General features: G+C 57.1%; 13 protein-coding genes. 6 read left to right on the forward strand and 7 right to left on the reverse strand.

Features of this window, described 5'->3' with window-relative positions:
• The first annotated feature begins 77 nt into the window (after nucleotides 1-77).
• From ASF29_RS04935 to proP, 3 genes are all read left to right on the forward strand, one after another.
• Complete coding sequence (locus ASF29_RS04935; protein ID WP_062449151.1) at nucleotides 78-1706, forward strand: CTP synthase; 1629 nt, start codon at nucleotides 78-80, stop codon at nucleotides 1704-1706.
• Nucleotides 1707-1717: 11 nt separating this feature from the next.
• On the forward strand, nucleotides 1718-2590 hold the full coding sequence (locus ASF29_RS04940; RefSeq protein WP_062449152.1) for an ornithine carbamoyltransferase: 873 nt from the start codon (nucleotides 1718-1720) through the stop codon (nucleotides 2588-2590).
• Between the two features lie 222 nt (nucleotides 2591-2812).
• Nucleotides 2813-4333, forward strand: a complete 1521-nt coding sequence (gene proP / locus ASF29_RS04945; protein WP_062449154.1) for a glycine betaine/L-proline transporter ProP — start codon at nucleotides 2813-2815, stop codon at nucleotides 4331-4333.
• 9 nt (nucleotides 4334-4342) lie between these two features.
• Here proP and glp read toward each other — a convergent pair whose 3' ends face one another.
• The 7 genes from glp to ASF29_RS04975 all read right to left on the reverse strand — a co-directional run bounded on the left by glp (nucleotide 4343) and on the right by ASF29_RS04975 (nucleotide 10465).
• Nucleotides 4343-5557 (reverse strand): gephyrin-like molybdotransferase Glp, encoded by a 1215-nt coding sequence (gene glp, locus ASF29_RS04950; RefSeq protein WP_062449156.1) that lies wholly within the window; start codon nucleotides 5555-5557, stop codon nucleotides 4343-4345.
• A 66-nt stretch (nucleotides 5558-5623) separates the two neighbouring features.
• The gene (gene moaC, locus ASF29_RS04955) at nucleotides 5624-6112 is read right to left on the reverse strand and encodes a cyclic pyranopterin monophosphate synthase MoaC (protein WP_062449159.1); all 489 of its coding nucleotides are present in this window, start codon (nucleotides 6110-6112) and stop codon (nucleotides 5624-5626) included.
• Entirely contained in the window at nucleotides 6109-6924 is an 816-nt protein-coding gene (trpC, locus tag ASF29_RS04960; protein WP_062449161.1) for an indole-3-glycerol phosphate synthase TrpC, read from the reverse strand. Before trpC ends, moaC begins: the two co-directional genes overlap by 4 nt.
• Nucleotides 6925-6933: 9 nt before the next feature.
• Nucleotides 6934-7947 (reverse strand): anthranilate phosphoribosyltransferase, encoded by a 1014-nt coding sequence (gene trpD, locus ASF29_RS04965; protein ID WP_062449163.1) that lies wholly within the window; start codon nucleotides 7945-7947, stop codon nucleotides 6934-6936.
• 25 nt (nucleotides 7948-7972) lie between these two features.
• Entirely contained in the window at nucleotides 7973-9865 is a 1893-nt protein-coding gene (locus ASF29_RS04970; protein WP_062449166.1) for a peptidylprolyl isomerase, read from the reverse strand.
• Nucleotides 9866-10109: 244 nt separating this feature from the next.
• On the reverse strand, nucleotides 10110-10244 hold the full coding sequence (locus ASF29_RS25025) for a hypothetical protein (protein ID WP_280136419.1): 135 nt from the start codon (nucleotides 10242-10244) through the stop codon (nucleotides 10110-10112).
• 41 nt (nucleotides 10245-10285) lie between these two features.
• Nucleotides 10286-10465, reverse strand: coding sequence for a hypothetical protein (locus ASF29_RS04975; protein ID WP_062449168.1), 180 nt, complete (start codon nucleotides 10463-10465; stop codon nucleotides 10286-10288).
• 419 nt (nucleotides 10466-10884) lie between these two features.
• Here ASF29_RS04975 and coaD point away from each other — a divergent pair, with 419 nt between their 5' ends.
• Genes coaD through ASF29_RS04990 form a run of 3 tightly spaced genes read left to right on the forward strand, consistent with a single transcriptional unit; the run spans nucleotide 10885 to nucleotide 12523 of the window.
• Nucleotides 10885-11379, forward strand: a complete 495-nt coding sequence (gene coaD / locus ASF29_RS04980) for a pantetheine-phosphate adenylyltransferase (protein WP_062449170.1) — start codon at nucleotides 10885-10887, stop codon at nucleotides 11377-11379.
• A 29-nt stretch (nucleotides 11380-11408) separates the two neighbouring features.
• Nucleotides 11409-11978 (forward strand): peptidylprolyl isomerase, encoded by a 570-nt coding sequence (locus ASF29_RS04985; RefSeq protein ID WP_062449173.1) that lies wholly within the window; start codon nucleotides 11409-11411, stop codon nucleotides 11976-11978.
• 35 nt (nucleotides 11979-12013) lie between these two features.
• Entirely contained in the window at nucleotides 12014-12523 is a 510-nt protein-coding gene (locus ASF29_RS04990) for a peptidylprolyl isomerase (RefSeq protein ID WP_062449175.1), read from the forward strand.
• The last annotated feature ends 6 nt before the right edge of the window (nucleotides 12524-12529 follow it).

Genomic DNA, 12529 nt, shown 5'->3' on the forward strand with positions numbered 1-12529 from the left:
TTCATCAACAGGTGAATGCGGGCGTTCAGAAATTTGGGCTGGCGGAATCACTCTTTTAAAGGTAAGCGGTAAATCCCATGGCGCGATATGTATTCATCACAGGCGGCGTGGTCTCCTCACTTGGTAAGGGCATTGCGGCCGCAGCACTCGGAGCGTTGTTGCAATCCCGTGGTTATCGGGTGCGGCTTCGCAAACTTGACCCCTATCTCAATGTCGATCCCGGCACCATGAGCCCCACCCAGCACGGTGAGGTGTTCGTGACCGATGACGGCGCGGAGACGGACCTCGATCTCGGTCACTACGAACGCTTCACGGGGCGCTCGGCCACCAAGACCGACAACATCACCACGGGTCGTATCTACAAGAACATCATCGATAAGGAACGCCGCGGCGATTATCTCGGCGCGACGGTGCAGGTCATTCCGCACGTCACCAACGAAATCAAGAATTTCGTGACCGAGGGCAATGAGGAATACGATTTCGTCATCTGCGAAATCGGCGGCACGGTGGGCGACATCGAAGCCATGCCGTTCATGGAGGCCATCCGTCAGGCCAAGAACGACCTGCCACGCGGCACGGCCATCTTCGTGCATCTGACACTGATGCCTTACATTCCCGCAGCCGGTGAGCTGAAGACCAAGCCGACGCAGCACTCCGTCAAGGAACTGCAGGCGCTGGGTATTCACCCTGACATCCTCCTGGTGCGTGCCGACCGGGAAATCCCCGAAGCAGAACGCCGCAAGCTCTCGCTGTTCTGCAACGTGCGTCCATCCGCCGTCATTCAGGCGCTGGATGTTGCCAATATCTATGATGTGCCGATCGCTTATCACAAAGAAGGCCTCGACAACGAAGTGCTTGCCGCCTTCGGCATCGAGCCTGCGCCAAAGCCACGTCTTGAGCATTGGGAAGAGGTCTGCAACCGCATCCACACGCCGGAAGGCGAAGTGACCATTGCCATCGTCGGTAAATATACCGGCCTGAAGGATGCGTATAAATCGCTGATCGAAGCCCTGCATCACGGTGGCTTTGCCAACCGCGTCAAGGTCAATCTGGAATGGATCGAATCGGAAGTCTTCGAAAAGGAAGATCCGGCTCCCTATCTGGAAAAGGTCGACGCCATCCTCGTTCCCGGCGGTTTTGGTGAGCGCGGCTCTGAAGGCAAGATCCGCGCGGCGCAATATGCCCGCGAGCGTCAGGTGCCTTACTTCGGCATCTGCTTCGGCATGCAGATGGCGGTCGTGGAAGCAGCGCGCAATCTGGCCGGTATCGAGCATGCGTCCTCCACCGAATTCGGCACGACGTCTGAGCCAGTCGTTGGCCTGATGACCGAATGGGTCAAGGGAAACGAGCTGGAGAAGCGCAACGCAGCCGGCGATCTCGGCGGCACGATGCGTCTGGGTGCCTACAAGGCGTCGCTCAAGAAAGACACCAAGATTGCCGAAATCTATGGCTCCACGGACATTTCCGAGCGCCACCGCCATCGCTACGAAGTCAACGTGGACTACAAGGACCGCCTCGAAAGCTGCGGCCTCGTCTTCTCCGGCATGTCCCCGGACGGCGTTCTGCCTGAGACAGTCGAGTACCCCGACCATCCATGGTTCATCGGCGTGCAATACCACCCCGAACTCAAAAGCCGCCCGCTTGATCCGCATCCGCTGTTTGCAAGCTTCATTGAAGCAGCGCTGGAGCGCAGCCGGTTGGTTTAAGGCGACGGAAAATGATGGCAAAGAAAAGTTTTCTGGAATTCCATCAGCTTGATGTGGACGTATTGAATATGATCTTAGCCCGTGCCGAGGAATTGGCGCGGGCTTGGTCTTTGCGGACCATGCCGCAATGTCTGGCCGGGAAAAGTGTTGCGGTTATTGCCGATGATACTGGCTGGCGCAATACGACAACGTTCGATCTCGGTGTTCGGGCCATGGGTGGTCTGAGCGTGCTGCCTCCAGTTCGCTTCAATGTAAGAGAGACCACGGCTGATCTGGCTGGTTATCTTGATAACTGGTTCGACATTCTCATCGTCCGTACACGCTCGTTAGAGACGCTGCGGGAGTTGGCTAATTTTGCAAAAGTACCCGTCATCAATGCCAGAACGGCAACAAATCACCCTTGCGAGACGCTCGGCGATTTGGCTTACATCAAGACCAAGCGCGGCTCCGTTGATGGATTGAAAGTGGTCGGTGTCGCACCGGATGCCAATATTTTGCGTTCATGGGTCGAGGCATCTATCGCGTTACCAATCGAGGTCGTGCAAGTCTATCCGCAGCAATGGCATGTTCGTGACGACACTTTGCTGAACAAAAGTTTTCGTGCAAGCACCGATATGAATGAATTGTTGGATGCGGACGTCATCATTACCGATTCTTGGGCGACTGGTGGTGATTCAGAGCAATTTAAGAACTTTATGATTACCGGTTCATTTCTGGACCAACTTAAAAGCAATGCTGTTTTTCTACCATGCCCACCCGTTTTGCGTGGTCAGGAAGTAAGCGTTGACGCGATGGAGCATGTTCTGTGCCAAAGCAGAGACGCCAAGGCCTACTTGCTCCACGCACAAAATGCATTGTTGGAATGGATCATTTCTACATCCTGAGTCGAATGATGGAGCGCTCCTCAACAGCCTCCACCTCATCCGCAACGGCGCAGCGATGCTGGCTTTCTTGTTGGATTAATACGATTGCGCGGCTGTTACCCACAGAGAGCGCCTCTCTGTGAAAACATCGGTTACACCCCAAAAATTCACCTTGCGGAACCCTTTCAACAATTACGCATTTCACATCACGATATATTCATCGATATTGCATGGGGGCGTATATTGAGTGAGATTGCCGACACAAATCATCTGACGATAACGGATGTCACCGTCATCGAAGATTCCAAGTTGAAGAAGGCCATCACGGCTGCTGCGCTCGGCAACGCGATGGAGTGGTTCGACTTCGGCGTTTACGGTTTTGTTGCCGCCACTGTGGGAAAAGTCTTCTTCCCCGATGCGTCTCCGGCGGTTCAGACGATAGCGGCTCTCGCGACATTCTCAGTGCCATTTCTGGTGCGCCCGCTGGGCGGCCTTTTCTTTGGTGCGATGGGCGACAAATTCGGGCGTCAGAAGGTTCTCTCGCTGACAATCGTCATCATGGCGATCAGCACATTCTGCATCGGCATCATTCCCGGATATGCAACGATCGGCATATGGGCACCCATTCTGCTTCTGTTGTGCAAACTCGCGCAGGGCTTTTCCGTCGGCGGCGAATACACAGGCGCCGCCATCTTTGTGGCCGAATACTCGCCGGACCGCCGCCGTGGCTTTCTGGGAAGCTGGCTTGATTTCGGATCCATCGCGGGTTTCGTGCTTGGGGCGGGGCTGGTCGTCATACTCAGTGCCATCATGAGTGAAGCCAACTTCCTGTCCTGGGGCTGGCGTATTCCATTCTTTCTCGCTGCGCCGCTCGGCCTTATCGGGCTCTATCTGCGCCATGCCGCCGAGGAAACGCCGGCCTTTACCGAGCGTCTCAAGCAAACGGAAGCAGAAGATAAGGATTCGCTGAAGGAGCGGCCAACCGTTCCTTTTGCGGAGATTTTCAGAGAACATCCGCGTTCCCTGTTGATCTGCATCGGCATGGTTCTGGTCACCAATGTGACCTACTATATGCTGCTGACCTACATGCCCACATATCTCTCAAAGACCTTGGGATATACCGAGGATCACGGGGCGCTGATCATCATTGCCGTCATGGTCGGCATGCTGTTCGTGCAGCCACTCGTCGGTTTCTTGAGCGACCGCGTCGGCAGACGCCCGTTTCTCGCGATCGGCAGCACCATCGTCCTGACCTTATCGCTTCCGGCCTTTCACCTCATCGCGGGTGGCAATGTCATCGGCATCTTCTTCGGTCTGCTGATTCTGGCTGTCGGCCTGAACTGCCTTGTCGGCATCATGGCGTCCACGCTGCCATCGCTGTTTCCTGCACGTATTCGCTACAGCGCACTGGCCATTTCCTTCAACATCTCGATCATCGTTGCGGGTCTGACGCCCACGGTGGCTGCGTGGCTGGTGGAAGCGACCGAAAACATCTACATGCCGGCGTACTATCTCATGATCGCCGCATTGGTTGGACTGGTGACGACGTTGTTCCTGAAGGAGACTGCCAACCGGCCTCTCTATGGCGACACGCCCAATGCCTCCAGCCGTAAGGAAGCCAGGGCGATTCTCGCAGAGCACTATCTCCACATCGAAGAAAGTGTCGACAAGATCGACGAGGCGATGGGCGAGTTGAAAGAGCAAATGGATTTGTTGCAGCAGAAACGCGACAGGCTCGTAGGTCAACATCCCGAACTGACGTGAGGTGTAGACCTAACGAAGCTTGATTGCCAAACACTCCGTACCGGCAGCGATCTCGGATGCGTGCGGTGGACGGATGATGAGGCAATCCGAACTTGCCATAATCTTCATCATCGAAGAATCCTGCTTCGTGAAGGTTTCGACAACCGGCAGGCCATCGTCTTGGCCGATGATGCGTGCCCGCAGATAATCTTGCCGCTGGTCGTTGGCTTTCAGTGCGGTGGCAGTCTTGGCTTTGATTTCCCGGGATGTGATGGAGCGGTGGCTGAGTTTCTGGATGAGCGGTTCCAGAAACAGCAGGCTGCAAACGAGGCTGGCGACGGGGTTGCCGGGCAGGCCCAGCACCTGCATGTCACCGATGGAGCCTACCATCAACGGTTTGCCGGGGCGCATGGCGATGCGCCAGAAATCCAGCATCATGCCTTGGGCTTTGAGGGCCGCCTGCACGAGGTCGTGATCGCCGACCGAGGCGCCGCCGAGGGTTGCGAGAACGTCCGCCTTTGCTGCGATTGCCTTGTCGATGGCTGCGCGGATCAAGGCCTCGTCATCGGCGACGATCCCGAGATCGAGGATGTCGGCCCCGGCTTTGCGGGCGAGTGCGGCAACGCCGAAGGTGTTAGAGGCGATGATCTGGGCGGGGTTGGGGTTGCCGCCCGGAGGGATCAGTTCATCGCCGGTTGCAAGAACAGCGATGAGCGGCTTGCGATAGACGGAAAGCTCCGCATGGTTCATGGCGGCAGCAAGGGTAATGTCTGCAAAGGTGAGCTCCGTTCCGGCCCTTAGGCCGGTTTCGCCTTCCAGAAAATCCTGTCCGCGTGGGCGTATATGTCTTCCCTCGGTGACCTCGAATGTCGTGCGGATTTTACCGCCTTCGAGCTTTTCCGCATCTTCCTGTATGAGAACCGTATCCGCACCCTCTGGCAAAGGCGCGCCGGTGAAAATCCGCACGGCCTGACCTTCATCCACACGGCCCTTGAACGCGTGGCCCGCAGCAGATTCACCAATGACGGTGAGGATGGAGCCGATGTGTGGGGCGTCGATGGCCCTTAGCGCGTAACCATCCATGGCAGAGGCGTGGAAGGGTGGTTGGGTGAGGCGTGCCTGAATATCCTGCGCCAGCACGCGCTGGTCCGCCTGGTCCAGTCGCACGGTTTCGATCGACATGACGGGTCTGGCGGCACCCAGCAACCGTGCCTGAGCTTCCGCAACGGGCAGGAGGGGTTTCATGGCGTTTCCTCTTCCTGTGGCCGTAAGGGGGGATGCGCTGCATCTCCACTGGTGCCATTCAATGTCTTAGTCTTGTGCCTTGAAGTGACCGGATTTTCCGCCGGTCTTTTCCAGAAGACGGATAGAGCCGATTTCCATGCCCTTGTCGGCGGCTTTCGCCATATCGTAGATCGTCAGGCAGGCGATGGAAACGGCTGTGAGGGCTTCCATCTCGACGCCCGTTTTGCCGGACAGCTTGACGGTGGCCTGAACGCGCAGACCGGGCAGGGCTTCATCTTCGGTAATATCGACGGCAACTTTCGTCAGCATCAGCGGATGACAAAGGGGAATGAGGTTGGAGGTTTGCTTTGCGGCCATGATGCCAGCCAGCCGGGCCGTGCCGATGACGTCGCCCTTCTTGGCGTTGCCCTCGCGGATCAGCGCCAGCGTTTCCGGCTTCATCTTCACGAAGCCCTCGGCCACTGCCACGCGCGTCGTCTCAGTCTTGTCACCAACATCGACCATATGCGCCTCGCCGGACGCGCCGATATGGGTGAGTTTAGGGTCAGCACTCATTCGGCAGCCAGAATGTCGCTGCGGCCCGTCAGCAGTGTGCGCGTGGCGGCGGCAACATCATCCTTGCGCATCAGGCTTTCGCCGACGAGGAAGGTGGTGATGGCTGACTTTTGAAGGCGGGTGCAATCTTCATAGGTGAAGATACCGCTTTCGCCCACCAGCAGCTTGTCCGCAGGCACCAGCTTTGCCAGACGCTCGCTCACATCAAGGCTGACCTCGAAGGTGCGAAGGTTGCGATTATTGACGCCCAGCAGCGGGGAGGCGAGTTTCAGCGCGCGTTCTGTCTCTTCCTCGTCATGCACCTCAACCAGAACATCCATACCGAGCGAAAAGGCTTCGTCTTCCAGACGCTTGGCTTCATCGTCGGACAGCGATGCCATGATCAGGAGAATGCAATCGGCACCCCAGGCGCGGGCTTCATGCACCTGATAGGTTTCGAACATGAAATCCTTGCGCAGCGCGGGCAGGGCGCAGGCATTGCGGGCAGCCGACAGAAATTCGGGCGCGCCCTGAAAGCTCGGCGTGTCGGTCAGCACGGAAAGGCAGGCCGCACCGCCAGCCTCATAGGCTTTGGCAAGGGATGGTGGATCAAAATCCGGGCGGATGAGGCCCTTGGAAGGGCTGGCTTTCTTGATTTCGGCAATAAGTCCGAATGCGCCATCCGCCTGTTTGCGCTTCAGCGCATTGTAGAAACCGCGCGGCGCAGTCTGGTCAGCCGCCATTGCTTTCAGATCATCCAGCGAAACCTTTGCTTTCGCAGCGGCGATTTCTTCGCGCTTGTAGGCTTCGATCTTTTTCAGAATGTCGCTCATGGCTTTGCCTTACTCTTCGTTCGAAACAGCAATCAGCATGTCGAGGGCTGCTGCCGCTCTGCCTTCGTCCAGCGAGGCACCTGCGATTTTCATTGCGTCCGTCAGCGTTTCCGCCTTGCCTGCCACCACCAGCGAGGCTGCGGCGTTGCACAGCGATACGTCGCGGTAAGCATTTTTGCGCCCACTCAACACGTCACGCAAGGCTGCCGCGTTGGCAACGCCATCGCCGCCCTTGAGATCATCGATGCTGGCGGTATCGACACCAAAATCTTTTGGCGTCAGATCGAATGTTCTGATCTTGCCACCTTCCAGCGCCGCCACATGGGTGGTGCCTGTGGTGGTGATTTCGTCCAGCCCATCCCCGTGAACGACCCAGACGCTTTCCGAGCCGAGATCACGCAGCACTTCTGCCAGGGGCTCCAGCCAATGCGGTGCAAACACACCCAGCAGCTGTTTCTTTGCGCCAGCCGGATTGGACAGCGGGCCGAGCAGGTTGAAGATGGTGCGCGTGCCGAGCTCGACACGGCTGGGATTGACGTGGCGCATGGAGGAGTGATGACGTTGGGCAAACATGAAGCCAAGACCGGCCTCGCGGATGCAGCGGCTGATAAGGCCCGGCTCGATATCCAGCTTCACGCCCAGAACGGAGAGCGCATCGGCCGTGCCCGACTTGGAGCTGAGAGCGCGGTTGCCATGCTTGGCAACCGGCACGCCTGCGCCTGCCACGATGATGGAGGCGAGCGTGGAGATGTTGTACGTCCCAAGCCCATCCCCACCCGTGCCGACGATATCCATGGCGTCGGCAGGGGCAGTGACGGGTATCATGCGTGAACGCATGGAAGAAACCGCACCGACGATTTCGTCCACCGTTTCGCCACGCACCCGCAAAGCCATGAGGAACGCGCCGATCTGCGATGGTGTTGCTTCGCCGGACATCAGAATGTCGAAGGCCTGACGGGCATCATCCCGGTTCAGGCTTTCGCCAGTGGCCACCTTCGCAATCAGCGGCTTCAATTCAGCCATGTCGTCACGTCCCCCGAAATGCGGCTTAGAATGCGGTCATGGCCTGATCTGCGAGGGCCTGATTGATGGTGACACCATAGTCGTTCTGAAGACGGTTGACCATCTGGTCCAGCATATCATCACCGGCCGCGGTAGCCATTGCGGTGACCTGCTGGTCGTTATTATCAAGCGCGTCGGATGGCGTGCTCGTGTTGACCTCGGTCACCTTGAACAGAATGCGGCTGGAGCCATCCGTGTCAGGAGCCGTACCAACGAGGCCATCGGCACCCGCAAAGACGGCGGCAACGGCAGGCTGGCCGAGGACCGCGTCTTCACTGGTGCGGCGGAGACCCATCTTGGTTTCGACAGCGAGGCCCATCTCACCGGCAATGGCGGCGAGCGTCTCACCCTTTTCAGCGCGGGCCTTCAACTCGTCCGCCTTGGCGGCGAGCGCGGTGCGCTGCTGCTCGGCAGTCCAGTCTGCGACGACCTGTTCCTTGACCTCGGCCAACGTACGGTCTCGCGGTGCGGTGATCTGCTGCAGATCGAACCAGACATAGCCGTCGCGGCCAATGTTGACGGCGGGCGCATCGACGCCCTGTTCGGCCCGGAAGACCCCCGTCAGGAGGGCTGGTGTCGGCAGGCCTTCGACGGGATTACCCTTGTCGTCTTCACCGGTTGCATCGACTGCTTCGACGGTGACCGGTTTCAGCTTGAGCTGAGTGGCAGCATCCGTTAGCGAAGAACCGCCGCCGCGCAAATCTTCGTAACGGTCGTGAACATTGTTCAGCTCTTCAGCAGCATTGGCGGTGGCGAGATTGGTGCGAATTTCTTCCTTCGCCTCGTCCAGCGTCTTCATGCTTTCATTCTTGATGCCTGTCACGCGCAGGATGACCGGGCCGAATGCACCGTCAACGACGGGCGAAACGCCACCATCTTTCTGGATTGCAAAAGCGGCATCGGCAATCGATTGGTCTGGAACCGTATCCTTGGTGAATTCACCCAGTGTCACGTCGGCAGGCTGCTTGCCTTGATCCTTCACGACCTGATCGTACGTTGTCGTGCCAGCACGGATCTGCGTTGCAGCGGCTTCTGCCATTTCCTTGTCTGCGAATGTCAGCTGCTCGATGGTACGGCGACCTGCCGTGCGGAAGCTGTCCTTGTGGCTTTCATAATAATCGGCAATCTGCTGGTCGGTGATTGCAGTCTGATCGGCAATGTCAGAGGGCTCTAGCTTCACATAGGTGAACTTGCGATATTCCGGCGCGCGATACTTTTCCTTGTTCTTTTCGAACCAGGGCGCGAGCACGTCATCGCCAGGCGCCTTGACCGGATCGATGTTGGCGTTTGACAGAAGGACATATTCGATGGAGCGCTGTTCATCGCGATACTGCTTCAGGGCATCGACCAGAACCTTCGGCGGCTGGAAGCCATCGGAGATCGCGTCGACAATCTGGCCGCGGACGGCAACCTTGCTGCGTTCCTTGACGTAATCGTCTTCGTTGAAACCTGCGCCACGCAAGCGCTGGCTGAACAGTGCGCGGTCGAACTGGCCGCTTGGCGACTTGAAGGCAGGATCTTCGGCAATCAAGGTGGCAAGGCGATCTTCAGACAGGCCAAGATTCATCTTCGAAGCGAGCTCATCCAACGCTGCGCCGGCAGAAAGCTGGCTGAAAACCTGACGGTCGATGCCGAAAGCCTTGGCCTGTTCGGTGGTCAAGCGCGTGCCGAACTGCCGGCCGACATCGGCAAGCTGTCGTTGATAGGCAAAGCGAAACTCGTTCGGCGTTATCGTCTGGTCGCCAACCGTCATCACGGCATGCGAATTCGTTGGCGCCAGAGACGCGGAAACGCCCCAGACACCGAAGGACACGCCGAGAAGCAGAAGGAGAATCTTCGCCGCCAAAGTACGAGAAGCATTTCTCAGGGAATCGAGCATCGCTATGCAAACCTCACAATATTCGCCCGTTACGCCGGGTCTATGGGGCTTCCTTAAATCAATCCACTTTGAAATTGAAGGCTAAATTCGGCTGAAAAGCGCGCAACGGCAAACGAAGGCGTGAGCGACGGGCTGTAATACCCTGTGCATTGTACAATGCGGCCTGAAGACACAAAAAAACCGCCTCTATGCGGGCGGCTTTTTTAAGTTCTGAAGACGTCGGGATATTTCACAGATCTGAGCCTTAGAACGCCTTGCTACGCGCAAGTGCCTCTCTAATCAGCGCATCTTCCTTCTGCGATTCCGTTACAGCTGAAATAACCGATGCTACGAACATTGCGCTGATGATAGCAGCAAGCAGAGTAAGGAAGATGAGCATGACATGACTCCAGAAGTAATTGTGAATTACTCCCGCAAGGATCAATAATAATTCATATATTGAGTGCGGGATGTGAGCTGCGGGAATTCAGGGCCGTTCTGTTCCGGCTTTTGACCGTAAAGGCTGAACGTCGTTGCTACCATCGCAATGACCAACATTGTCCAGGCTGTGCTGATCAGGCCGATCTTTGCCGAAGTAGACTGTTTTTCTTTAATAAACATGTGTCCGTTCCTTTACCTGGGGTCTGAACGCGCGATACCTGATCCAGTTCCGCGTTATTGTTAAAAATCGATTAGCATCGCGCCTCTGAAGCCTTCTTGAATGCTGCATTCATCTGGCGTTCAGAAAACCGGCAGTTCACGTCAATCCATGAAGATGTGTTCGACAACAAAGGATGTCGCGATTGTTAGGATCATCATGAATACCAGCATTTCCATCTCCGAGAGGGCCGAGCGCCCGTTTGCGATGCGATGAGACGGTTATAGAGATATGCTTTGAAGCCGCGCTGAATGGCGCGTTCATATCGTGTTCAGCGTAATATTGAGGTTGCGTGGCGAAAGGCCTGCCGCGCCGAGGTCTTGCGAATACCTGTCTTACATGACAAAAGGCGGCACAACTAACGTTAAATATCGAGAACGGTATGACGATTGCCTTTTATCCCGGATCTTTCGACCCGATGACCAACGGACATCTGGATGTGTTGATCCAGTCGCTGAACGTGGCGTCACAGCTGATCGTCGCAATCGGCATTCATCCCGGCAAGGCGCCGATGTTCAGTTTCGAGGAACGCGCCGAACTCATTCGCCACTCTTTGAATGAAGCGCTTCCAGATTCGGCGGGTCGTCTGCGCGTCGTTTCCTTCTCAAATCTGGTGGTGGATGCCGCCCGCGAACATGGCGCGACGCTTCTGGTGCGAGGCCTGCGCGACGGCACCGATTTGGATTACGAAATGCAGATGGCGGGCATGAACCGGCAGATGGCGCCCGATATCCAAACCGTCTTTCTACCCGCCGGAACGGCATCGCGGCCCATTACCGCCACATTGGTTCGTCAGATCGCCGCAATGGGCGGTAATGTGGAGACTTTCGTGCCGAAAGCCGTTTTGCACGCCCTCAACAGCAAGCTGAAACAATAGTTTCGGCGATTATTCTGGAGCCTATTCCAATGAAACTGCTTCGATTTGCCTTTGCTGGCGCCCTGTTCGTCAGCGCCATCGCCGCCAGCACATTTGCTTCGGCTGCGGAATTCCTCACGATCCAGCTGAAAGACGGCCCAGTGGTCATTCAGCTTATGCCAGAAGTCGCGCCGAAGCACGTTGCGCAGATCAAGGCGCTGGCTGAAAAGGGTGCCTACGACAACGTCGCTTTCCACCGCGTCATTCCCGGCTTCATGGCTCAGACGGGTGATGTGCAGTACGGCAATATGAGCAAGTCGTTCAATGCCCAGCGCGCGGGCACCGGCGGTTCCGACCTGCCTGATCTGCCAGCCGAGTTTTCCAAGACGCCGTTCGAGCGTGGCACGGTCGGCATGGCCCGTTCGCAGGACCCGAACTCCGCCAACTCGCAGTTCTTCATCATGTTCGACAAGGGCCCGTTCCTGAACGGACAGTATACCGTCGTCGGTAAGGTCGTTTCGGGCATGGAATTCGTAGACAAGATCAAGAAGGGCCAGGGCGGCAACGGCGAAGTTTCCGATCCTGACCGCATGGTCAAAGTCACTGTTGGCAAGAAATAAAACCGGGCGCATGCCCACGTAAAAGGAGAGATACCATGGCCGAGATCAAAGATCCCGAAAACACCCTCATCATGGAAACAACGACTGGTAAGGTCGTCATCCAGCTTATGCCCGAAGTGGCTCCGGGCCACGTTGCCCGCATCAAGGAACTGGTTTCCGAACAGGCTTACGACGGCGTCGTGTTCCACCGCGTCATCTCCGATTTCATGGCGCAGACCGGCGACGTAAAGTTCGGCAAGAAGGGTTCTGAAAGCTTCAACCCATCGCGCGCCGGCATGGGCGGTTCCGAAAAGCCTGACCTTCAGGCAGAATTCTCCGCCATTCCGCACGTGCGCGGCACCTGCTCCATGGCCCGTTCGCAGAGCCCGAACTCCGCCAACTCGCAGTTTTTCATCTGCTTTACCGACAGCCCATGGCTGAACAAGCAGTACACCGTCTGGGGCCAGGTCATCGAAGGCATGGAAGCCATCGATAAGGTCAAGCGCGGCGAGCCTGTGAAGGACCCCGATTCCATCGTCTCGATCCGCCTTGCTTCTGCGGCCTGAGCATAG

Source organism: Rhizobium sp. Leaf262 (assembly GCF_001422245.1).
In the GTDB taxonomy this organism is placed as follows: Bacteria; Pseudomonadota; Alphaproteobacteria; order Rhizobiales; family Rhizobiaceae; genus Agrobacterium.

Coding starts and splice junctions, on each gene's coding strand:
- ASF29_RS25025 (WP_280136419.1), bottom strand. CDS start 10,244: ATGCTCATCTTCCTTACTCTGCTTGCTGCTATCATCAGCGCAATGTTC.
- ASF29_RS04970 (WP_062449166.1), bottom strand. CDS start 9,865: ATGCTCGATTCCCTGAGAAATGCTTCTCGTACTTTGGCGGCGAAGATT.
- ASF29_RS04975 (WP_062449168.1), bottom strand. CDS start 10,465: ATGTTTATTAAAGAAAAACAGTCTACTTCGGCAAAGATCGGCCTGATC.
- ASF29_RS04940 (WP_062449152.1), top strand. CDS start 1,718: ATGATGGCAAAGAAAAGTTTTCTGGAATTCCATCAGCTTGATGTGGAC.
- trpC (WP_062449161.1), bottom strand. CDS start 6,924: ATGAGCGACATTCTGAAAAAGATCGAAGCCTACAAGCGCGAAGAAATC.
- trpD (WP_062449163.1), bottom strand. CDS start 7,947: ATGGCTGAATTGAAGCCGCTGATTGCGAAGGTGGCCACTGGCGAAAGC.
- ASF29_RS04935 (WP_062449151.1), top strand. CDS start 78: ATGGCGCGATATGTATTCATCACAGGCGGCGTGGTCTCCTCACTTGGT.
- moaC (WP_062449159.1), bottom strand. CDS start 6,112: ATGAGTGCTGACCCTAAACTCACCCATATCGGCGCGTCCGGCGAGGCG.
- glp (WP_062449156.1), bottom strand. CDS start 5,557: ATGAAACCCCTCCTGCCCGTTGCGGAAGCTCAGGCACGGTTGCTGGGT.
- coaD (WP_062449170.1), top strand. CDS start 10,885: ATGACGATTGCCTTTTATCCCGGATCTTTCGACCCGATGACCAACGGA.
- ASF29_RS04990 (WP_062449175.1), top strand. CDS start 12,014: ATGGCCGAGATCAAAGATCCCGAAAACACCCTCATCATGGAAACAACG.
- ASF29_RS04985 (WP_062449173.1), top strand. CDS start 11,409: ATGAAACTGCTTCGATTTGCCTTTGCTGGCGCCCTGTTCGTCAGCGCC.